This window comes from Mycobacterium sp. pV006, assembly GCF_041287115.1.
Taxonomy (GTDB): domain Bacteria; phylum Actinomycetota; class Actinomycetes; order Mycobacteriales; family Mycobacteriaceae; genus Mycobacterium.
The window spans coordinates 68644-90360 of record NZ_JBGGKT010000003.1; the positions used below are offsets into that span (position 1 = coordinate 68644).

Below are 21717 nucleotides of genomic sequence, written 5' to 3' on the forward strand. Positions count from 1 at the left end.
GTAGGTCGATGGACATCCTCAGTGCTCTGCAGATCGCGTTCGCGCAGCTGATCGGGCCGTCGGCCATCTTCTATGCGCTCCTCGCGATCGGCCTGAACCTCCATTTCGGTTACACCGGACTGCTGAACTTCGGTCAGATCGGTTTCGCCCTACTCGGCGGGTACGGCGTGGGCGTGATGACCGTGACCTACCAGCAGCCGCTGTGGGTCGGAATCCTGGTCGGACTCGGCGCGGCCGGGCTGCTGGCCGTCATCCTCGGCATCCCGACGCTACGACTACGGGCCGACTACCTGGCCATCGCCACCATCGCCAGCGCCGAGGTGCTGCGGTTGGTCTTCCGGTCCACCGCCGCGGACCCGGTGACCGGCTCCACCAACGGCCTCTACGGCTTCGCCGACCCGTTCACCCGGATCAGCCCGTTCGACTCGGGTAAGCAGTACTCGCTGCTGGGCATGAAGTTCGTCGGGGACGACCTGTGGGCGATGGTGGTGGGGTGGACGCTGGTGGCGCTGCTGTGCGGCTTCGTCTACCTGCTGATCCACAGCCCGTGGGGACGGGTCCTCAAAGCGGTCCGGGAGGACGAGGACGCAGCGCGTGCGCTCGGTAAGAACGTCTTCGTCTACAAGCTGCAGGCCCTGGTGCTGGGTGGGATGATCGGCGGCATCGGCGGAATCTTCAACGCGCTGCAGACGAAATCGATCCACCCGGATTTCTATTCGACCTCGCAGACGTTCTACGCGTTCGGCGCGCTGCTGCTCGGCGGGGCGGCGACCGTCTTCGGCCCGGTGGTGGGCGCCATGCTGTTCTGGTTCCTGCTGGCCATCCCCGACGCCCTGCTGCGGCAGGCCATCGCCGGACCCGACCCGTTGCTGCCGCTGACCGACGCGCAGGTCGGGGCCATGCGTTTCGTCCTGGTCGGCATCCTGATCATCGTGCTGATGGTGTTCCGCCCGCAGGGCATCATGGGCAGGAGACGGGAGGTCGCGCTCGATGGTTGACGTGTTCGCCGATGTGGCCGCCCAGCCCGGATCCCCCAAGCCCGACCCGATCATCGTGGTGGACCACATCTCCCGATCCTTCGGCGGCCTGAAAGCCGTCGACGTCGGGCACGTCGAGATCCAGCGCGGCGCCATCACCGGGCTGATCGGCCCGAACGGCGCCGGCAAGACGACCTTCTTCAATCTCCTGACCGGGTTCGAGCGCGCCGACGCGGGCTCCTGGTCCCTCGACGGGGTCAACATGTCCCGGTTGCATCCACATCAGGTCGCGCGACGCGGTGTGGTGCGCACCTTTCAGCTGACCAAGGCGCTGGCCAAGATGTCGGTCCTCGACAACGTCAAACTGGGCGCCACCGAGCAGACCGGCGAACGAATGCTGAACTCGCTGTTGCGTTTCCGGTGGCGCAAGCAGGAGGCCGAGATCACCGAGCGGGCGCGCGAGATGCTGGCCAGGTTCAAACTCGACGCCAAGGCAGACGACATGGCCGGATCGTTGTCCGGCGGTCAACGCAAGCTGCTCGAGATGGCGCGGGCCTTGATGACCGAGCCCAAGGTCGTGATGCTCGACGAGCCGATGGCCGGGGTCAACCCAGCCCTGACCGAGAGCCTGCTGGTGCACATCGGTTCGCTGCGGGAACAGGGCATGACCGTGGTGTTCGTCGAACACGACATGGACGTGATCCGCGACGTCAGCGACTGGGTGGTCGTCATGGCCCAGGGGTCGATCATCGCCGAGTCGCTGCCGGAAGCGTTGGGCGACAACACCGCTGTCGTCGACGCTTACCTGGGCAGTCACCACGATCAGGCTCTGGAGTTCGACGCGGCCGGCGATCCCGTCGGAGCGACCGCGGTACTGGCAGAGCGGATCGAGCAGGCAGTCGTCGACACCATCGAAGCCGGCGGCGACCTGTCCGATTCCGAAACCCCGGGAAGCCCGAGTCGATGAGCGACGTCCCCGAATCCGGCCCGTCGGCAGCCGAACTGGCTGCGACACCGGCCGAACACGCGCGTCTCGCCGAAGGCGCTCTCCTGCGCGCCGACACGTTGGTCGCGGGGTATCTGCCCGAGGTCGACATCCTGCGCGGCTGCGACTTCTATCTGCGCGACGGCGAGATCGTGGGCATCATCGGACCCAACGGAGCCGGAAAGTCGACGTTGCTCAAAGCTCTGTTCGGCCTGATTCCGATCCGCAAGGGGACGGTCACCCTGCGCGGCGACGACATCACTTCCGCACCCGCCCATGTGCTCGTGACAAAGGGCGTCGGCTATGTCCCGCAGAACCAGAACGTCTTTCCGCGACTGACGATCGAGGAAAATCTCGAGATGGGGATTTATCTGCGCCCCAAGAAGTTCCGCGAGCAGTTCGAGCTCGTCGCCGAGCTGTTCCCGCTGCTCGCCGAACGCCGAAAGGTGAAGGCCGGGGCACTGTCCGGCGGTGAGCGGCAGATGGTCGCCATGGGGCGGGCATTGATGATGGAGCCCTCGGTGCTGCTGCTCGACGAGCCGTCTGCAGGGTTGTCTCCGATGTTCCAGGACGAGGTCTTCATCCGCTGCAAGAAGATCAACGCCACCGGCGTCTCGGTGATCATGGTCGAACAGAACGCACGGCGGTGTCTGCAGATCTGTGACCGCGGATATGTCCTCGACCAGGGCACCAACGCCTACACCGACACCGGGCGCAGCCTGATGAACGACCCCAAGGTGATCGAACTCTACCTGGGCACCCTCGCCGGGAAGCGACAGAAGTAGCCGTCCGACAACATGATCCGGGCCGGGCAGCCACGCTGCCCGGCCCGGATGTCATGCTCGTGGACTCAGCTCTGTACGACGATGAAGTCCTTGGTGACGATCTTGTTGTCCGGCCCGAACTCCAAGCTGCCGTACGAGCCGACCGACGGTTCACCGGCGGGAGCGAACTCCAGCTGGCCGGTCACACCGTCGTAGTCGATGTCCTCGCCGGCACGGATGAGATCGCGGCACTGGACGAACGTCATGCACTTGGTCCCGTCCCGGGTGACCGAGTTGATGTTGGCCGCGATGTCGACGCCCGCGGTGGACTTGGCCTGCTCGGCGGCCAGCGCCGAGATCACCACGGCGTCGAAAGCCTCACCGGCGTAGTTGAAGTCGACCAGACCGGGGTTGACCGCTTTGAGCCGGCCCTCGAACTCCGGGCCGACGTCGGTCAGCGGCGTGGTGCCCTTCATCCCGGCGAGCAGGCCCGGCGCCACACCCTCGCCGAGCGCATTGCCCATGTTGCCGTCGGTGCCGTAGACCAGCATGCCGTCGGACGGGCCGATGCCGACCTCGTGCATCCGGGTGATGATCTTGGCGGTCTCCTCGAAGCCGAGCACCGCGACCGCGTCGGGGTTGAACTCCTTGATGCGATCGACCTCGGCGTTGAACGACTGCGCATTCGGGTCGTAGATGATCTTGGTGATCTGGTCCTCGGCGATACCGGCTTCCTTCAGATCCTCGACGGTGTTGGCGGCCAGGCCGGTGCCGTACGGGTCGTTGAGGGCCAGCACCGCGACCCGCTGGGCGCCGTCACCGGTGATCAACTGCGCCAGTGCCTGAGCCTGCAGCACATCGGTGGGCGCGGTACGGAAGTACATGCCCTTGTCCTGGTAGCAGACGAACTGGTCGGAGGTGTTCGCCGGGGAGAACATCACCGCGCCCGCGCTGGCGATCTTGTCGATCACCTTCAGCGACACAGCCGAGGACGCCGCACCGATGATGACGTTGGCCCCGCCCGCGAGGTGACGGTCCACGGTGGTGTTCGCGGTGTCGGTGGTGGTGTCTCCGGAGTCACCGGTGACCAGCTCGATCGGCTGATCGAGCACCCCGCCGGCCTCGTTGATCTCGGTCACTGCGACCTGCACGCCGGCAACCTCGGGCGGCCCGAGGAACGCCAGCGTTCCGGTCTCGGGAAGCAACGTCCCGATCTTGAGCGGGCTGGTGTCGGGCGTCGCACCTGCGGTCGCCTGGGGCGGGTTGCAGTCGGTGGAGACGACCTCGGCCTGGGTCTCGGCCGTGGTGTCGGTCGCCGCTTCGCCGGAGGCGTCGCCACTGTCCCCTGAGGAACAGGCGGACAGGGCGAGCGCGGCGACACCCGCCACGGCGACGACGTGACCGAGGGTTCGATTCTTCATCAAGAATGCTCCTAGACTTCACGGGCCATCAGTGTTCAGACGGCACTGACGCTAGTGCGTGGTCGTTACGGCTGATGTTCTCGAGAGCCGTCGTAACCAATCTGTGATCTGGAGCGGGACCCGGGGTCAGCCTGCGGAAGCGGCGCCGTCGGAGTCGTCGAGCGTCTCCACCACGACCTCGGCGACACGCTTCATCGTGGTCCGCCGATCCATCGCGGCGCGTTGGATCCATTTGAACGCCTCGGGTTCGGTCATCCCCTGCTTGACCTGCAGCAGACCCTTGGCGCGCTCGACGAGCTTTCGGGTTTCCAGCCGGTCCGACAGGGACGCGACTTCCTTCTCCAGTTCGGTCATCTCGCTGAAGCGACTGACCGCGACCTCGATCGCGGGGATCAGGTCGGAGATGCTGAACGGCTTGACCAGATAGGCCATCGCGCCGGCGTCGCGGGCGCGCTCGACGAGTTCACGTTGGCTGAACGCAGTCAGGATGACGATGGGCGCGATGCGCTTGCTCGCGATTTCGGAAGCGGCGTCGATGCCGTCGCGCCGGGGCATCTTGACGTCCATGATGACCAGATCAGGACGCAGCGACTCGGCGAGATCGACGGCCTCCTGACCGTCGCCGGCCTCGCCGACGATCTCATAGCCCTCCTCGCGCAGCATCTCGGCCAGATCGAGCCGGATGAGGGCCTCGTCCTCGGCGACGAGCACACGACGCGGCGGCACGGCATCTGGCGATTCGGTTGACGCTGACATGAGGTTCATTGTGGCGGGCAGAGCCGGGATGAGCGACCGCGGGGGCATCCTTTATGGTGGTACGTCGCACGCCCTCGTATCCCAACTGGCAGAGGAAACGGATTCAAAACCCGTACAGTGTGAGTTCGAATCTCACCGAGGGCACCACGAAACAGCTGGTCGACCACATCTTTTAGCCGTTGCCAGGTCTACTCGGTTCCCGCCGATGTCTGGTCGTCAGAGGTGGCCGACCCATCCGACCCATCCGACGCAGTGCCCTCGTCGGCACTCGTGGAGTCGCTGGTCAGCGGGCTGTCGGTGGATGTCGCTGTTGGCTCCTCGGAGACGACCGTGGGTTCCACCGTGGTCGGTTCTGTCGTCGGTTCCGCTATGGCTGTTGTCTCCGCGGTTGAGGTGGCGGTAGAGCTGGTCACCATCGACGGTGGCTGAGTCGTCGCCGCGTCGGTGGGCGTCGGTTCCGGGACCACAGTGGTCGACGGATCAGGTGTTGCCACAGCAGTCGGCGACGGGACGGCCGTGCTGGACGGTGGGGCCGTCGTGGTGGGGAACGTTCCGGGCTGTTCGGTCTCGACGATTTCCTTTATCTGAGCGGTGAAACCGTCGAAGGTCCGGGCGATCTCGGCAAGATCGGTGACGTCCCCCGACTCGATGCTCGCTGCGTACCGTCCTACTTTTACCCAGATTTCTTCAATTGCGCGTTGCGCCTCCGCCGACAACGGGGTGTCCAGAGTGACGAACAGTTGCTGCGCGACCGCGTAGGTCAGACAGTTGACGCATCGGTAGTTGAGCGCGCCGGCAAGGTTCTGCGGTATGGCCACGTTGTCGTTGTCCTCGATTTCGTCGAGGACGAATACCACCTGGTAGGCGACGGCCACCGCGGCACACGACTGACAGGACGCGTAGGCGTGGGCCTCGTTGATGTTCAGCGCATACTCTTCGTCGGTCTGCCAGACCAGAGCGACGGCCACCGCCCACTCGACGGTGCCGTCAGTGGTGTTGACCGCCAGAGCCTGGTTGTCCCCCTCCCCCGGGGCGAGGGGTTTGTCGAACGGGAAGACCCAGCCCTGATCCGCCGCGGTGAGCCTGGCTGCGGTACCGGGCGCACCGTTACTGGCCACGAAGGACGGAGTTCGGGGAACCAACACCAACGCGAGCCGAGGTGAGTCGGCCGTCGGGGGCCGGGTCCGACTGTCCCACAACGCCCATACCGTTCCCTGCTGCCCGGCTGACAAGGTCCTCGGCGTTGCGACCGCCCCGGAGGCGGCCTCGGTCCGTCCGATGCTCACGCGGGTGCGATCGTTCATCTCGTAAACCCCGAGCGCATAGACGATGTCGCTCAGGGTGCCGCGTTCAGCCGCTTCGATCGGACGGTAGTTGCCGTCATGCGGCCACCACGCGTAGGCGAGGCCGCACAACACGGCCACTCCGAGAACCGAAACCACCGCCCGCCGAACGGGACCGCGGGCGCTCACTTTCCGCGCGGCCGAGATCATCTGCCGGGCGAACCGAGCCAGCAGATAGATGACGCCGGCAACCGGGATCACGATCGCGACGATCGACAGGACCCGGGCAGCAGCCTGCACCAAGTCTCCGTCCGCCCAGGACGCGGCGAGAACATCCTGCTGGTTGTTCAAGCTCGCCCACGCCGTGCCCAGGAGTCGAGGCAGCGCTATGACCGCCAGAGCCAGCATTCCGATGAGCAACGGAACGACGACGACCACCCAGGCCGTCACCACGAGTCGAGCCCAGAGCTTGAGCTGACGCGGCTCGGGGTCGCGCCACCGCCATGGCAGCATACCGAGCAAAATCGGCTTGATCCGGCCAAACAGGTCGGGGACACCGGTCAGATCAGCGAGCACGTGGTAGCCGTCGAATCTCACCAAAGGTGCGAGCTGGCGCAACATCTGGATGATCTGGGTGGCCACGACGAGCAGCAGCGCGTCATAGCGCAGCACCAGCCACACCGCGGTGATCGCGACCGCGACGATCGCGTTGAAGTAGAGGCCGCCCAGATCCGTGCGCAGGCGGCCGCGACGATCGAGTCGGTACGAATCGGTGACGTCGGTATAGAACGCAGGCCACACCAGGTAGAGACCGACCCCCATGACACCCGGTGTGGCACCGCCGTACCGGGCCGCCGCAGCGTGTCCGAACTCGTGGAAGCCGGCAGAGACGATGGTGACGACGAATACCAGGATCAGAAGCCCCGGCCGCTCGAAGGCGTCGTAAGCCGCCGATGCCAGACCCTTCCGGAAGAACACCCACCAGCACACAACGGCGAATGCGGCCAGCACCACGGCGACCACCCACGGGTGGAACAGGTGCCGGAACGGATCGGTGATTCGACGTGTCCGCTCCGGGTCGGTCACGACATACCGGAATCGAAGTCCCAGCAACGGATTCCGCTTCTTCACCGTCGGCTGTGTGCCGTCGGTCTGAACCAGAAGTCCCAGCGGACGCAATTTTTCGAGGAACTGCAGGACGTTGTGTTCGCTCACCGGGCGACCCGTCGAGGCGGATACCGCCGACGCCACCTCAGCGGGCGACCGGCGCCCGTCGATCTCCGCCAACGTCGCATACAGCAGCGGGGTCAGCTGTAGGGTTTGCCCGTCGGCGCGCCGAGCCAGAGATGGCGGAACCCGATAACCCGATCCCGCCATCTCTCCGATCAGCTCGACGCCTTCCGCGCGGTGCGGAATGGCGTGCGCCTGGCCTACCCCCTCGGTGGTCACAGTCACCTGAGCGCTCCTCGTCCAACCACCTTGCGCGACTGTAGATTCGGTCAGCCCGCCGTTGCGCTGCCGGCGTCCGAACCGGTGCTGTCGGAAGCTGTACCGGCAGTCGATTCACCGCCCGAATCGGCCGTGGTGTCCGACGTGGTGTCTGCATCGGGCTGACTGGTGCCCTGGTCGATGCTGGAGTCTTGTACCGCGTTGGCGACCGTGTCGCCGCGCAACTCCTGCGTGATCGACATCTCCTGGTCGGTGTATGCGATCGCGTCGGATTCGATCGTGATCACGTTCGCCGCGACGCTGGCGCTGATGGGCGCGGCGACATTGGCGTTAGCTGCCACCGCACCGGCGATCGGCGCCGCGAGGTCGGCATCGAGGTCGACGTTGACATCCACGTTGAGCAGCGGCCCCTCGAACAGACCCAACTCCGGCGTGGCAATTTCTTCGTCGGCCGGCGTTGGGTCACCGTCGGTCTCGTCGGATTGGATGATGTCACTGGCTTGATCCGATGTGGCATAAGCGTTCGCGACCAGAATCTGGTCCACCGATCCGGTCTGGAAGTTCTCCGCCTGAGCCCCGGAGTCATAGGCCAACACATTGGCTGCGGCCGAAGCATCGATCGGCGCCGCAACGTTGAGCTGTGCAGCGGCAGCGAGGTCGATGGGCGACGCCGCGTCGATGAAGACATCGACATCGACGTTCAAGTCGAGAATGGAGACGACCTCTTTGTCCGGCAGCACCGTGACAAATTCCGCCTCCATTTCCTCTAGGGTGAGTCCTTCGTCGCTCATTTTCGTTCTCCCTGGCCCTGGCGACTGTTGCTGTAACGGCCGCTACTGATGGACAGAGGCGTACCCAGGGATGTGAGCCAGCTAACACAAGCGTCACAGTTTTTGTCCCCCGGACTGACTTGTCCTGCGTAAACATCGATCGCCTTATTAACCGCTGCGTTCACAGCACCGTCCTTTTCCCACGTGGGGTACCTTGCCAAGGGCGGCTTACTTATCAGAAACTATTTGCTGAAACCGCGTCCGGCTCGGCGACTGCCCCGTCGGCGTACTGGATGCGCGCCGTTCCCCCATGGCGGTACCTGATTCGGCGATAGCCTTCCGTCGTGCTCCAAGTGCGACCGGTGTGCGTGCCCGAGTTGGCGGTGCGGGGCCGGGTCGCGTCGCCGGAACGGCACCGCTCCGACAGGGCCGCCGACCGGTTGCGCGTGTTGACGATCGCCGGCTGGATCGCCGCCGCGGTCTCGGCGTTGTTCGGCGTCTTCCAGCTGACGCTGGGTGGTGCGATGGCGGGGCTGGGCGTGGTCAATATCGCATGCGCCGCAATGTTTCTGGCCATCCCGCGGCTGTGCCACCTCGGAGAGTTGGTGGCGCCGCTGACCTTCGTCGGGTTCGCCTACGTGTCGGTGGGGTTCTTCTGTTTCACGATCGGAACCGGTTCGGGGTTGCAGTTCTACTTCGTGGTCGCCGCGGCGCTGGCGGTGTTGATCCTGGGGATCGAACGCATCGCGCTGGCTACGGTGATCGCCGCTGCGGGCGTTGCCATCTGCATTGGGTTGGAGTTGACGGTGCCGCACGACCGCGGCTTGGGCCCGCCGTGGATGTTGACCGTGGGCTTTCTCAGCTCGGTGGCGGCGTCAGCGGTGATGCTCGTGGCCACGCTCTGGTACACCCTGCGGGAGATCGAACGCGCCGAACAGGCCATGGAAGCCGAATACGAACGCTCCGAACGACTTCTGGCCAACATCCTGCCCGACACCATCGCCGAGCGACTCAAGGAACCGCAGCGGACCGTCATCGCCGACAAGTACGACGACGCGTCGATCCTGTTCGCCGACATCGCGGGATACACCGAACGGGCCGCGCAGACGCCGCCGGCGGAACTGGTCCGTTTCCTCGACCGGCTCTACACCGACCTCGACGCCCTGGTCGACCGGCACGGACTGGAGAAGATCAAGACGACCGGCGACGCCTACATGGTGGTCAGTGGCGTCCCTGTCCCCCGAGACGACCACCTCGAAGCCCTGGCGGCGTTGGCGCTCGACATCGCCGACATGGTCGCCGGCCTCAGAGACGCCAAAGGCCACGCGGTCCCGCTGCGCATCGGAATGGCAGCGGGACCGGTGGTCGCTGGGGTCGTCGGTGCGAAGAAGTTCTTCTACGACGTCTGGGGCGACGCCGTCAACGTGGCTTCACGTATGGAGAGCACCGACATCGAAGGCCGGATTCAGGTACCCGAAAATGTGTACCTGCGACTTCGGCACGCCTTCGTGTTCGAGGATCGCGGGCTGGTCGATGTGAAAGGCAAAGGGCCGATGCACACGTGGTACCTGGTGGGCCGACGCGCGGAGGTGGTTACACCTTCCGGTTCTCCGACTTGATCAGCCACGCCTGCTTCTCGAGACCGTCGATCAGGGCATGGAGGATGTCGGCGGTCACCGGGTCCTCCCTGTCGATGCCTTCGTGCACGTCACGCATGGTCTCCACGGCGGCATAGATGCGCGTGGCGATCATGTCGACGACGTCTGCCGAGCTGTGCTCGTAGGCCGGGAATTCCGGTAGCGAGGTCGTCGCGGCGACGGTGTCGGTGCGGCCGTCGGGAATGCCCCACAGCGAGCGCATCCGCTCGGCCACGGTGTCGCTGCCCTCCCGGGTGAAGTCGACGAGCTCGTCGAGCTGCAGGTGCAGGTCGCGGAAGTTGGTTCCCACGACGTTCCAGTGCGCCTGCTTGCCCTGATTGGACAGTTCGATCAGGTCGACCAGTACGCGCTGCATCGCCGCGTGGAATTCTGGCGACGCCTGGAAACCTGCCACCTCAGCCTCGGTCTTGCGATTGTTCAGTGTCTTGGTCATAGCCATCAGAACGCCTCCTTTTCTGGATCTAGTCCAGTTTAGCATGTATTTTTCGTCACAGCAAGGTCGTCCTGCCGCTCCAGCAAACGTGCGTAGCCGGCTCCCATGGCCAGCAGCACAAGGCCTACGACGATGAAGACCACGACCCGGAAGATCCCGTCGAGCGCGCTCATGTCGAACAGGAAGAGCTTCGCGATCGCCGCGCCGACCAGACCCAGTCCGCCGCTGATCGCCGTCGACCGCTCCGCGCGCGGCAGTCGCAAGGCGTACGCGAAGACCGCGGCAGCCATCGCGATCCAGCAGATCGTCGCAACCATATGGCCTGCGTAGAACCCTCGGTCATTCGGTGAGAACAACATCGCGGCCGTCACGCTGAACTGGGTGACGGTATAGACGACCACCGCCCCCGTCGCACCCCACAGCAGCGCGTGCCGAGTCTCGGCGAACCAGGACCAAGCGACCGCGACCGCGGCGAGCAGGATGCTCGACACCAGGATCGACACGCCTGTCGCAGCATCGATGCGAGTGGGCTCCAGCAACGCCGCGGCATCGGCCGTGACCACGTAGGCGGCGGCGCCGACGGTGGCGAAGCCGAGGCCGATCCAGCGTGCCGCATGGTCCCCGCGTGCGGCCGTCAGGAGCACCAGCGCCAGTGCCGCGAGCAGCGGGCCGGCGACCTCGCCGTTGAACGCGGTGAGCAGGGCGAACAGTGCCGCCACCGCCGACGACACCGCGAACACCGTTCGCGCCGCCCCCTGGACGCCCGGCAACCGGTCTGCGAGCAGGACGACCGCGAGCAGGGCTGAGGCCAGGGCGCCGAGCATCAAGGCCGCGATCACCTTGTCGACGGTCAGGCCCACACACAGCAGCGGCGTGACGCCCACCGCGGTCAGCACCGCCATCCCCGCCCGGTTCGCGGTGCCCGGCAGCAACACCAGAGCGGTGATGATCGCCAGGACCGCACCCAGCGCGCACGCGACAGCCAACGCCAGGTCGTCGCGGGAGTCGAAGTAACGCACCACCAGAGCGGTCAGTAGGGGCAGCACCACCGCCGCCGTGCGAGCACTGTGCAGCCAGATCCAGTCCCGGCCGATCTGCACCGGAACCGACACCGCCGCCAACGTCAGCATGAACCCGATCAGCAGCAGCGTGATGCCACCCGTCACAACGGGCGCCAGGGCCAGCAGCGGAACGATGACGAGCAAGCCGAGCTGCTCGGACTCCCACCGTCGCGCCAGAACCAGACCGCCCGCTGCGATCAGCGACGCGACGACCAGGCCGGCCGGGGCGGCGATCCAGTCGTAGATGGTGGTGACCGCGACCAGGTCGATGTAGGCCGCGGCCACGCCGGTGGCGACCAGGGCGATCGCGCCGACGCGTCCCCCGGGTCGGCGGTAGAGCCGACGTCCGGCCACCACCAGCCCTGCGGCCAGCACGGCGCCGGCAGCAACCCGGAACTCAGGACGCAGGATGCCCGCCTGGGCGGCCAGCACGAGCAGCAGAACGACACCCATCAGCGTGATGCCGACGCCGGCGACGGCGAGGAACTTGCCGATCCACCCCTGCGAGGCCTCCGCGGTGGGCGGTGACTGCGCCGCCACGGGGGCCGGTGGCGGGATCGGTCGGGGCGCGGCGGGCGGGGCGGGCGGGGCGGGCTGCGGATAGTGCCAGTACGGGGCGACGGGACGAGGTGCTGGGGCAGCAGGCGGCGCCGGAACAGGTGGTGGCACAGGGCCCGTCTGTCGGGTCAGGATCGCATCCAGGTGGCGGAGGTCGGCCGAGGCCTGCGCGAGGTGCCGCGACATCGCAGCGAAATCGGCGGACAGCCGAGATATGACAATGCTGTGCGGTTCGGTCATGGACCCATCGTCGTCGCGTGTCCGCGCGGACGGATGAGTACAACTACTCGTCCAGGCCGTGCTCGATCGCGTAGCGCGCAAGCTCCACCCGGTTGCCGACCTGCAACTTGCGAAACGTCGCCTGGACGTGGTTTTCCACGGTGCGATGGCTGAGCGACAGCCGCGCCGCGATCTGCTTGGCGGTCATGCCCTTGGCGACGAAGCGCAGGATCTCGGTTTCGCGTGGCGTCAAGGTCGGCGCGGTCGGGTCGGTGGTGTCCTGTGCAATGCGGCGGTACTCACCGAGCACCAGGCCGGCCAAACCCGGAGTGAACACAGCTCTTCCACGCGCGGTCGCACGGACGGCATCCGCCAGTTCCTCGCGCGACGCGCTCTTGACCAGATACCCGATGGCTCCGGCCTTGACCGCCTCGAGGACGTCGTCGCGTTCGTCGGAGGCAGACAGCACCAGGATGTGGGTGTCCGGGGAGACGGCCAGCACCTCGGTGGTCGCCTGTGCACCGTCGCCGTCCTGCAGCCGCATGTCCATCAGCACGACATCGGGCTTGACCACGGCGGCGCGGCGTTTGGCGGCCGCCACGCCGTCGGCGGTGGCCACGACGTCGAATCCGGCGTCGACCAGGTCGCGGGCCACCGCGTCGCGCCAGATCGGATGGTCGTCGACGACCATGACGGTCACGGACTGCGTGCTCATGACACCCTCCCTCGCCGCGGCACGGTCAGCTCCCACTCCACCCCCGCACCCGCGGCGGTGGTGAGCTCTGCGCGGCCGCCCAACGAATCGAGGCGCCCGACAATCGATTTGGAGATCCCGAGACGACCTTCCCGCTGCGCTTGGGCCAGTCGACCGTCGGCTATCCCGACCCCGTCGTCGCGCACGCTGATCGTCACCTCGTCCCCGAGGTCTTCGAGGAGCACGTAGGCGCGCGCCTCGGGTCCGGCGTGCGCGGCGACGTTGTCCAGCACGTTGGCCACCGCAGCGAGCAGTTCGTCGGCGACGGTCGTCTCGAGCAGCACCGGCTCACCCGGCACCGCCACCGAGACCCGGTCGCCGGCGTACCGGCGCAACCGCGCCCCGAGATCGACCGCGGTGGTGTCGACGGAACGCCGATGGTCGGCAGCGCTGACCAAGCGGCGCAGCGCACGCTCCTGCTCCCCCGCCAACTCACCCAACTGTGCTGTCTCCCCGCCGATTTCGCGGCCTCGACGGGCCACCAGCGCGAGCACCTGGATCGCCCCGTCGTGCACCTCGCGGGACAACCGCTCCCGTTCCTCCAGCGCCGCCGACAGCCGCGCCGCACGTTCGAACTCCGTGTGCGCCCGCCGTGCGGTCTGGGCGGCCAGACCCACGACCAGTCCCACTGCGAGCTCGACGACGATGGTGGCGTTGCCGCCGAGGTCGACGTGGACGTAACCCTTCAAGGCAGCGCCGGCAGCCATCACCAGCAGACCGGTGCCCATCCCGGCCACCGGCCCGATCAGGATGGCCGCGGAGATGGTCGCGTTGGTGGCCCACAACGTGGTTGGCAGCGACTGGTTGTCCAGCACCCACTGATCCGTCGCGATCCACTCGGTGCTGAGCATCAGGGCCAGCACCACCGCGACCTCGGTCAGCACCCACGCACGACGGCGCCCGAACCCCTGCACGTAGGCCGCCGCACACGCGATGCTCCACGCGATCAGCACGCCGAACAGCACCCAACCTGCCACGGGATACCGCAGATCAGGGTTCACGGTCACCTGGAAACCGAGCGCATAGATGCAGCTGAGCAGCCGGAAGACCTGGGCTGCCCGCCACAACGGTGCGGTCGGGTCGGACTTCACATCACCTTCGAGAGAAACGCTTTCGTGCGTTCGTGCTGCGGGTCGGCCATCACATCGCGGGGTTTCCCACGTTCGACGACCACCCCGCCATCCATGAACACCAACTCGTCGGCCACCTCACGGGCGAAACCCATCTCGTGGGTGACGACGATCATCGTCATACCTTCGGAGGCAAGCCGTTTCATCACGGTCAGTACCTCCCCGACCAACTCGGGATCCAGCGCGGAGGTGGGCTCGTCGAACAGCATCAACTTCGGATCCATCGCCAGCGCCCGCGCTATCGCCACTCGTTGCTGCTGCCCACCGGACAGTTGCAGCGGGTAGGCGTCGGCCTTGTCGGCAAGGCCGACCTGTTCGAGCAGTTCCCTGCCGCGCTGTTCGGCCTCGGCCCGCTTCACACGTTTGACCTGGATGGGCGCCTCGATCACGTTGCCCAGCGCCGTCCGGTGCGGGAAAAGGTTGAAGTGCTGGAAGACCATGCCGACGTCGCGGCGCTGACGAGCGACCTCCCGCGGTCTCATCTCGTGGAGCCGGCCGCCGCGCTCCTTGTAGCCGACCAATTCGCCGTCGACGTAGAGCCGGCCGGCGCTGACCGTCTCGAGGTGGTTGATGCACCGCAGGAAGGTCGACTTGCCCGAGCCGGACGGTCCGACCAGCACCAGCACCTGCCCCCGCTGCACCTCGAGGCTGACACCTTTGAGCACCCGAAGCGCGCCGAAGTCCTTGCACACCATCTCGGCGCGCACCATCGGCCGGGCCTGCGCCGCGGTACTCACATGGCCCCCGTACCGGCTTGTGCTTTGGCCAGTGCCGCGAGCTGCTTGTCGGTCAGCTTGCGGGATGCGCCCCGAGAGAAGTGCCGCTCCAGGTAGAACTGGCCGATCATCAGAACGCTGGTGATCACCAGGTACCAGACCGCGGCGACCATCAGCAGCGGCACCGGCTCGAACAGCACCGAGCCGATGTTGCGGGTCACCATGTAGAGCTCGAGGGTAAACGGCACCGCGGTCACCAACGACGTGGTCTTGAGCATGCTGATGACCTCGTTGCCGGTCGGCGGGATGATCACCCGCATCGCCTGGGGCAACACCGTCCGGCGCATCGCCAGCCCCCACGACATGCCCAGCGCCGTGGACGCCTCGATCTGCCCCTCGGGCACCGAACTGATTCCGGCGCGGATGATCTCCGCCATGTAGGCGGCCTCGTTGAGGCCCAGCCCGATGATCGCGAGCAGGAACGGAATCGACAGGCTCTGCAGGTCCAGATGGAAGAACGTCGGCCCAAACGGCACACCGAGCTGGATGTTCTGGTAGATCGTCGGGAACAGTCCCCAGAACACCAGCTGCACGTAGACCGGAGTGCCGCGGAAGATCCACAGGTACACCCAGGCCACCGACCGGAACACCGGATTCGGCGACAACCGCATCACGGCCAGGGTGACCCCCAGGACCACCGCGAGCACCATCGAGAACACGGTCAGCTGCAGCGTGTACCAGATGGCACTCGGGATGCGATCGTCGAACAGGTACCGCCAGAACGTCGACCAGCGGTAGGCGTCGTTGGTGGCCGCCCCGTAGAGGAACAGCCCGAGCAGGACGATGAGCACCCCCGCCGCCACCCAACGCCACGGATGACGCAGGGGTACGGCGTCGATCGGCGCGGGCCCCTTCCCGGCCTCACTCGTCGCGTCGGCTCGCTCGTTCAGTTGATCGCCCCGTTGATCACCGGCCGGTCGATCAGCCCTTCCTCCAGGCCCCAGTTCGAGGCGATCTGTTCATAGGCACCGGTCTCGATCAGATGCTCGAGAGCTTTCAACAGTGACTGCGCCAGCGGCGAGCCCTTCGCCACCGGCCACCCGTAGGGCGCCGAGTCGAACAGCTCGCCGGCCGGCTCGAGTTTGCCGTTGCTCTGCTTGATCGCGTACTGCGTCACCGGCGAGTCCGCCGACATGGCGTCGGCCTGCCCGAGCACCACCGCGTTGGTCGCGGCGTCTTGTCCGTCGAATGGCACGATCTCGATGGCGGGCTGGCCCTCGTCGGTGCACTTCTTGTTGCGGGCAGGCAACTCTTCGGTCGCCTGTACCGTATTCGACTGCACCGCAACCCTTTTACCGCATGCGTTCTCCGGGTCGATTCCGGCTCCGACCTGCTGCGCCCACAGCGACCCCGCGGAGAAGTAGGTGACGAAGTCGACGACCTCTTCACGCTGCCGGGTGTCGGTGAACGACGACATGCCCACGTTGTAGGTGCCACCCTGGATCGACGGGATGATCTTGTCGAAGTCCGACTCGCGGAAGTCGGCGGTCAGTCCGAGCGTGGCGGCCACGGCATTCATCAGGTCGACGTCGAAACCGACCAACTCCCCGTCGGGATCCTTGAACTCGTTGGGCGGGTACGGAATGTTCACCCCCACCACGAGCGTGCCGGTGGATCTGATCTCTTCGGGAACGGTGGCCGCGATCTCCTCGACCTTCTCGGCCGCCGCGGCGGTGGTCTGGGTGGCGGGGCCACTGGACTCCGTGTTGCTCGAACACCCGGACAACACCAGTGCGCCGGCCGCGAAGGTCGCCACCGCCCAGCGCCACGTCGAGGTTCGGCGGTCTCGTCTTGCACCCAACACAGCTGCCTCCACTTTCCGCTCGCCGATCAGCACTGCCCGGCCGGACACCTTACGGGCCGTCTCGCGTCATGCACGTTAACTATCGCGGTCCCGGTGTGCAGCGCCGGTAACGGAACATTAACGACCGCATGAAGACATCACAGCCGTACCGCCGAAAAGAGTTGACTGCCAGGCGGTATGTGCCACACTGCGCGACATGGATACCACTGTCCGCCCCAAAATGCTGCAGCATCTGTGGAAGACCGCCCTGTTCTCCGGACTTCTCGCGGTGCTGCTCGGCGTCATGGTCCTGGTATGGCCGGGCATCACCATCGTCGTCGCGGCGATCTTCTTCGGCGCCTACCTGCTGGTCACCGGCGTCACCCAGGTGATCTTCGCGTTCAGCCTGCACGTCTCCGCGGGCGGGCGGGTGCTGTTGTTCCTCAGCGGTGCTGCCGCACTGATTCTGGCGGTGCTGTGCTTCCGCAGCCTGCAGGAATCAATCCTGCTGTTGGCCATCTGGATCGGGATCGGTTTCATCTTCCGCGGCGTCGCGACCGCGGTATCGGCGATCAGCGATCCGTCCCTGCCCGGCCGGGCCTGGGAGATCTTCATCGGTGTCATCAGCCTGATCGCCGGTGTGGTGATGATGGCGGCGCCGTTCGAGTCCCTGGCAACCCTGACTCTGGTGGTCGGCATCTGGCTGATCGTGCTGGGGGTTTTCGAGGTGGTTTCGGCGTTCGGCGTCCGCAAGGAGAGCAAGAAGTTGGCCGATCGCACGCACGAGGCCACCCCGGCGGCCGCGGAGTAATCTCGCATCCATGAGTGAGCCCCCGCCACCGCCGCCACCGCCGCCGTACGGTTCGGTGCCCGGGGGTTATCCGCCGCCGCCACCGATGCCCTACGGCGGGTATCCGCCGCCGATGCCGATGGCTCCGAAGAACGGGCTGGGGATTGCGGCACTGGTGCTGGCGATCGTAGGACTGGTGCTGTGCTGGACGGTCGCCGGCGGCGTCATCCTCGGCGTGTGCGCGGTGATCATCGGGTTCGTGGCGCGGGGGCGCGTCAAGCGGGGCGAGGCCACCAACGGAGGTATCGCGGTCGCCGGCATCGCCCTGGGTTTCGTCTCGGTCGTCGCGGCGTTGGTCTTCATCCCCATCTACATCGGCCTGTTCGATCAGGTGGGTGGCACCGATTACGTCGACTGCCTGAGCCGGGCAGGGTCCGACACCGAGGCCGCGCAGCGCTGCGCCGACGAGTTCACTCAGCGCGTGGAAGACCGGTTGTCGATCACGTCGACGCCGACGCCGTAGTCCGCGACGGGAAGTGCTTGACGATCCCTTCCTGCACCACGGTCGCCAGCAGTCGGCCGTCCTCGTCGAAGAAATGCCCGGTGCCCAGACCGCGTGAATCGGCAGCCACCGGCGACGTCGTCGAATAGAGCACCCACTCGTCGAATCGCACCGGTCGGTGGAACCACACCGAGTGATTGGTGGTCACCGCGAAGATCCGGTCGTGCCCCCAGGACAGGCCGTGGGTGGTGATGATCGAGTCGAGCACCGTCGTGTCCGAGGAGTAGACCATCGCCGCCGCATGCACGATGGGATCGTCGGGAAGAGCGGCATGAGTTTTCATCCACACCCGGTTGTGGTCGAGGCTGCCGCCCTTGTCCCGCATGATCCACGCCGGATCGTTGGTGTAACGCCACTCGATCGGTCGCAGCGCGTTGGCGAAGTGCGGAACCACGTCTTCATAGCCGGCGAGCAGGTCGTCGATCGGGGGCACCTGGGCCGGTTCGGCCACCGCCGGTGCCTCGACGCCGTGCTCGAGGCCTTTCCCACCGGACAGGAATGACACCATCGCACTGGTGAGCAGGTGGCCGTTCTGCATGACGTCGACCCGCCGGTTGGCGAACCGGCGCTCGTCGCGTAGACGCACCACGTGGAACTCGAGATCCTGGCTCGGGTCGCCACCGGCGATGAAGTGCACCGACAGCGCGCTGGGCGGCACGAGATGCTTCAGGCTGCGGCCGGCTGCGACGAACGCCTGGGCCATCATCTGACCGCCGAAGGTGCGCACCGGGTTACGGCTCGGATGCGCCCCGAGGTAGGTGTTCTCGTCGCGTTGGGTCAGATCGAGGATGGCGAGCAGTTCGTCGAAATCCTTCTGCGACGACACGCGCGACCTCCCGAGCCGGTTTCCTAGACGTCGTCCTCGCCGATGCGGTGGACGTGGATCAGATTCGTGGAGCCTACTGTGCCGGGTGGCGCACCCGCGACGATGACCACCAGGTCGCCCTTCTTGTACCGGCCCATCTCCAGCATCGACTGGTCGACCTGCCGGATCATGCCGTCGGTCGTGTCGATGTGCGGCACGATGAACGTCTCCGTTCCCCAGGTGAGCGCCAACTGGCTGCGGATCTCCGGCAGCGCCGTGAACGCCAGCAACGGCAGGGGCGTGTGGAGTCGAGCCAGCCGTCGCACCGTGTCCCCGGACTGCGTGAACGCCACCAGCGCCTTGGCATCGAGTCGCTCACCGATGTCGCGGGCGGCATAGGAGATCACGCCCCGCTTGGTACGCGGAAGGTGGGTCAGCGGAGGCGCGGCCACCGAGTTCTCCTCGACCGCCGAGATGATGCGCGCCATGGTCTTGACGGTCTCGAACGGATACTTGCCCACCGAGGTCTCCCCCGACAGCATCACCGCGTCGGCACCGTCGAGCACCGCGTTGGCGACGTCGGAGGCTTCGGCGCGTGTCGGGCGCGAGTTCTCGATCATCGACTCCAACATCTGGGTCGCGACGATGACGGGTCTGGCGTTCTCCCTTGCCATCTGGATGGCGCGCTTCTGCACCAGCGGCACTTCCTCCAGCGGCAATTCGACTCCGAGATCGCCGCGGGCGACCATGATCGCGTCGAAAGCCAGGACGATGGCTTCCAGGTTGTCGATGGCCTCGGGCTTCTCCAGCTTCGCGATCACCGGGACCCGACGGCCCACCCGGTCCATCACCTCGTGGACGAGTTCGACGTCGGAGGGCGACCGCACGAAGGACAGCGCCACCAGGTCGACACCGAGACGGACCGCGAACTCGAGGTCGTCGATGTCCTTCTCCGACAAGGCCGGCGCCGAGACATTCATGCCCGGAAGGGACATGCCCTTGTTGTTGCTGACCTTGCCGCCCTCGGTGACGACACACACGACGTCGTTGCGGTCGATGCGTTCGACCACCAGGCCGATGTTCCCGTCGTCGACCAGCACCCGGTCACCGACCGAGGCGTCGTCGACCAGACGCTTGTAGGTGGTCGACACCCGGTCGTGGGTGCCTTCGCAGTCCTCGACGGTGATCCGCACCGTCTCGCCGGTGTTCCAGTAGGTCGAACCGTCGACGAATCGGCCCAAGCGGATCTTCGGCCCCTGGAGGTCGGCGAGGATGCCCACAGCATGGCCGGTGGCATCTGATGCCGCCCGGACCCGCTTGTAGTTGGCCTCGTGATCGGCGTAGTCGCCGTGGCTGAAGTTCAGCCTGGCGACGTCCATTCCGGACTCCACCAGCTTTCTGACCGCCTCATCGGAGGCCGTCGCTGGGCCGAGCGTACAGACGATTTTTCCGCGTCTAGTCACGACAGTCGAGCATAGTCGTGAACCGTTTCAGACGGCGGTCAGCGGCAGGGCACCAGGCCTGACGGGCGACGGCAGGTCGGACGCACTCATCAGGTACGCGTCGACGGCGTGCGCCGCGCTGCCGAGAGGCGGGTTGGTATTCGTCGAGAAGCGGCTGTGGACGATCGCGACGGCACTCGCACACCGCGCGTCGCGCAGGTCGGAAAAGTACTGCGGCAGCTGCGTTGTGGTCAACATGCCCTTGTAGACCAAAGTGCGGCTGGACAGCGACGGGCATAGACGCGGTTCTCGGGATGCTCGAGCGCCGTCAGTCCGTTGGCGACGATGGCATGTGATCGGCGGCCTTGACGTCGACGACCATGGCGACGCCACCTGAGTCGGTTTCGTTCTTCGGGTCGTAGAGACCCTGGGGTTCCGGATTTGCCGAGAAGAGCATGCAGTCCTGCTGGTGGGGCAGGGACTGCAGCGACCGTGGAGCCAGACTAACAGTTCGGTGGGAGCGCTACCCGCCGAGAACGGTGGGGACCAACGGGAATCCGGGCATGTTACGCACCACCGTCCAGGTCACCGCGGCACCGAGGATGACGGCCACGGCCGTCGAACTCAGAAGGGCTTTTCCTTTCACGCGCTGCATCAGCAGCCACACGGCCAGCAGAGGCAGGCCGATCAAGAAGAACGCGTTGTCGACGAATGCGGCGGCGAAGTCGCCGTGGAGGACGTCATGGGTCATCCGCAGTCCCCCGCACGCGGGACAGTCCCAGCCGGTGAGCGCCTTGAACGGACAGGCAGGGAAGACGAAATCGGGGCTGTGCGGGTCGCCGAGTCCCACGTAGGCCAGGGCGCCGATCGCTGCGATACCCACGCCTGCACCCACGAGAACCCTCGTGGACGTGACGCGCTGCCGATCAGGTTCCATCACGCAGGGGACGGCCCTGTGGGTCCCGAACCCGGTCGGTCAGGATCAGCACGGCGTCGATGATGCCCCAGATGACGGCACCGACGCCGCACGTGATCAGGCCGACGACCAGCTGGGCGATACCCAAGCCGGTGTTCCCGAGGTAGATGCGTCCGATCCCGACCAGTCCCAGAAGTCCGAGCAACTGCAGCAAGCCGGCGACCACTTTGGACTTGTCGGAGAACGGTTCACCCGTGATCGGGTGGCGGCCGTACGGCGCGGTGGGATCGCCGTAGAACGGCGGGTAACCCGTCGGCTGCTGCGGCGAATACGGGTTGGGGCCATCGTTGCCGCCGAAGGGAGGCTCGCTCATGGACACCAGCATGCCAGAGCGCCGACCGGTCGAGGAGTACTGAGCGCCGGTC

Annotated in this window: 21 protein-coding genes, 1 tRNA gene and 1 pseudogene; 7 read left to right on the plus strand and 16 right to left on the minus strand. The window is 66.2% G+C overall.

Annotated features, from left to right (window positions below; genetic code table 11):
• The first annotated feature begins 8 nt into the window (after positions 1 to 8).
• The 3 genes from ACAG25_RS06320 to ACAG25_RS06330 are packed head-to-tail and all read left to right on the plus strand — an operon-like array spanning position 9 to position 2747.
• The gene (locus tag ACAG25_RS06320; protein WP_370487477.1) at positions 9 to 998 is read left to right on the plus strand and encodes a branched-chain amino acid ABC transporter permease; all 990 of its coding nucleotides are present in this window, start codon (positions 9 to 11) and stop codon (positions 996 to 998) included.
• Complete coding sequence (locus ACAG25_RS06325) at positions 991 to 1944, plus strand: ABC transporter ATP-binding protein (RefSeq protein ID WP_370487478.1); 954 nt, start codon at positions 991 to 993, stop codon at positions 1942 to 1944. Before ACAG25_RS06320 ends, ACAG25_RS06325 begins: the two co-directional genes overlap by 8 nt.
• Entirely contained in the window at positions 1941 to 2747 is an 807-nt protein-coding gene (locus tag ACAG25_RS06330) for an ABC transporter ATP-binding protein (protein ID WP_370487479.1), read from the plus strand. The genes ACAG25_RS06325 and ACAG25_RS06330 overlap by 4 nt, the downstream gene beginning before the upstream one ends.
• 65 nt (positions 2748 to 2812) lie before the next feature.
• Here ACAG25_RS06330 and ACAG25_RS06335 read toward each other — a convergent pair whose 3' ends face one another.
• Together ACAG25_RS06335 and ACAG25_RS06340 are read right to left on the minus strand one after the other, a co-directional pair.
• The gene (locus ACAG25_RS06335; RefSeq protein ID WP_370487480.1) at positions 2813 to 4147 is read right to left on the minus strand and encodes an ABC transporter substrate-binding protein; all 1335 of its coding nucleotides are present in this window, start codon (positions 4145 to 4147) and stop codon (positions 2813 to 2815) included.
• Between the two features lie 126 nt (positions 4148 to 4273).
• Entirely contained in the window at positions 4274 to 4903 is a 630-nt protein-coding gene (locus tag ACAG25_RS06340; protein ID WP_370487481.1) for an ANTAR domain-containing response regulator, read from the minus strand.
• 70 nt (positions 4904 to 4973) lie between these two features.
• Between ACAG25_RS06340 and ACAG25_RS06345 the strand changes: the two genes are divergently transcribed.
• A tRNA-Leu gene (locus tag ACAG25_RS06345) sits at positions 4974 to 5050 on the plus strand.
• Between the two features lie 41 nt (positions 5051 to 5091).
• Here the strand turns inward: ACAG25_RS06345 and ACAG25_RS06350 are convergent.
• Together ACAG25_RS06350 and ACAG25_RS06355 are read right to left on the minus strand one after the other, a co-directional pair.
• Positions 5092 to 7641, minus strand: coding sequence for a hypothetical protein (locus ACAG25_RS06350; protein WP_370487482.1), 2550 nt, complete (start codon positions 7639 to 7641; stop codon positions 5092 to 5094).
• A 44-nt stretch (positions 7642 to 7685) separates the two neighbouring features.
• Complete coding sequence (locus ACAG25_RS06355) at positions 7686 to 8426, minus strand: peptidoglycan-binding protein (protein ID WP_370487483.1); 741 nt, start codon at positions 8424 to 8426, stop codon at positions 7686 to 7688.
• Positions 8427 to 8749: 323 nt separating this feature from the next.
• Here ACAG25_RS06355 and ACAG25_RS06360 point away from each other — a divergent pair, with 323 nt between their 5' ends.
• Entirely contained in the window at positions 8750 to 10024 is a 1275-nt protein-coding gene (locus ACAG25_RS06360; RefSeq protein WP_370487484.1) for an adenylate/guanylate cyclase domain-containing protein, read from the plus strand.
• Here the strand turns inward: ACAG25_RS06360 and ACAG25_RS06365 are convergent.
• The 7 genes from ACAG25_RS06365 to ACAG25_RS06395 are packed head-to-tail and all read right to left on the minus strand — an operon-like array spanning position 9999 to position 16795.
• Positions 9999 to 10502, minus strand: coding sequence for a Dps family protein (locus ACAG25_RS06365; RefSeq protein WP_370487485.1), 504 nt, complete (start codon positions 10500 to 10502; stop codon positions 9999 to 10001). The two genes, ACAG25_RS06360 and ACAG25_RS06365, sit on opposite strands and share 26 nt — an antisense overlap.
• A 32-nt stretch (positions 10503 to 10534) precedes the next feature.
• On the minus strand, positions 10535 to 12355 hold the full coding sequence (locus tag ACAG25_RS06370) for a DUF2339 domain-containing protein (RefSeq protein ID WP_370487486.1): 1821 nt from the start codon (positions 12353 to 12355) through the stop codon (positions 10535 to 10537).
• A gap of 43 nt (positions 12356 to 12398) precedes the next feature.
• Complete coding sequence (locus ACAG25_RS06375; protein WP_370487487.1) at positions 12399 to 13049, minus strand: response regulator; 651 nt, start codon at positions 13047 to 13049, stop codon at positions 12399 to 12401.
• The gene (macS, locus tag ACAG25_RS06380; RefSeq protein ID WP_370487488.1) at positions 13046 to 14179 is read right to left on the minus strand and encodes a MacS family sensor histidine kinase; all 1134 of its coding nucleotides are present in this window, start codon (positions 14177 to 14179) and stop codon (positions 13046 to 13048) included. The genes ACAG25_RS06375 and macS overlap by 4 nt, the downstream gene beginning before the upstream one ends.
• The gene (locus ACAG25_RS06385; protein ID WP_370487753.1) at positions 14176 to 14928 is read right to left on the minus strand and encodes an amino acid ABC transporter ATP-binding protein; all 753 of its coding nucleotides are present in this window, start codon (positions 14926 to 14928) and stop codon (positions 14176 to 14178) included. Before ACAG25_RS06385 ends, macS begins: the two co-directional genes overlap by 4 nt.
• A gap of 23 nt (positions 14929 to 14951) precedes the next feature.
• A complete protein-coding gene (locus tag ACAG25_RS06390) occupies positions 14952 to 15884 on the minus strand; it encodes an amino acid ABC transporter permease (protein ID WP_370487754.1) in 933 nt (310 codons plus the stop codon).
• Entirely contained in the window at positions 15881 to 16795 is a 915-nt protein-coding gene (locus ACAG25_RS06395; protein WP_370487489.1) for an ABC transporter substrate-binding protein, read from the minus strand. The genes ACAG25_RS06390 and ACAG25_RS06395 overlap by 4 nt, the downstream gene beginning before the upstream one ends.
• Positions 16796 to 16994: 199 nt before the next feature.
• On the opposite strand from ACAG25_RS06395, the gene ACAG25_RS06400 reads away from it, so the two are divergent.
• Positions 16995 to 17588 carry an HdeD family acid-resistance protein gene (locus tag ACAG25_RS06400; protein WP_370487490.1) on the plus strand — a complete coding sequence of 198 codons (594 nt, stop codon included), beginning with the start codon at positions 16995 to 16997 and terminating at the stop codon, positions 17586 to 17588.
• A 10-nt stretch (positions 17589 to 17598) separates the two neighbouring features.
• On the plus strand, positions 17599 to 18090 hold the full coding sequence (locus ACAG25_RS06405; protein WP_370487491.1) for a DUF4190 domain-containing protein: 492 nt from the start codon (positions 17599 to 17601) through the stop codon (positions 18088 to 18090).
• Here the strand turns inward: ACAG25_RS06405 and ACAG25_RS06410 are convergent.
• The 5 genes and pseudogenes from ACAG25_RS06410 to ACAG25_RS06430 form a co-directional block, all read right to left on the minus strand.
• The gene (locus tag ACAG25_RS06410) at positions 18068 to 18955 is read right to left on the minus strand and encodes an acyl-CoA thioesterase domain-containing protein (RefSeq protein WP_370487492.1); all 888 of its coding nucleotides are present in this window, start codon (positions 18953 to 18955) and stop codon (positions 18068 to 18070) included. The genes ACAG25_RS06405 and ACAG25_RS06410 overlap by 23 nt on opposite strands.
• A gap of 23 nt (positions 18956 to 18978) precedes the next feature.
• Complete coding sequence (gene pyk, locus ACAG25_RS06415) at positions 18979 to 20397, minus strand: pyruvate kinase (protein WP_370487493.1); 1419 nt, start codon at positions 20395 to 20397, stop codon at positions 18979 to 18981.
• Positions 20398 to 20526: 129 nt separating this feature from the next.
• A pseudogene (locus ACAG25_RS06420) lies at positions 20527 to 20833 on the minus strand (hypothetical protein); the annotation flags it as partial.
• A gap of 66 nt (positions 20834 to 20899) precedes the next feature.
• Positions 20900 to 21313, minus strand: a complete 414-nt coding sequence (locus tag ACAG25_RS06425) for a DUF2752 domain-containing protein (RefSeq protein WP_370487756.1) — start codon at positions 21311 to 21313, stop codon at positions 20900 to 20902.
• A complete protein-coding gene (locus tag ACAG25_RS06430; RefSeq protein ID WP_370487494.1) occupies positions 21303 to 21665 on the minus strand; it encodes an NINE protein in 363 nt (120 codons plus the stop codon). The genes ACAG25_RS06425 and ACAG25_RS06430 overlap by 11 nt, the downstream gene beginning before the upstream one ends.
• Positions 21666 to 21717: the final 52 nt, after the last annotated feature.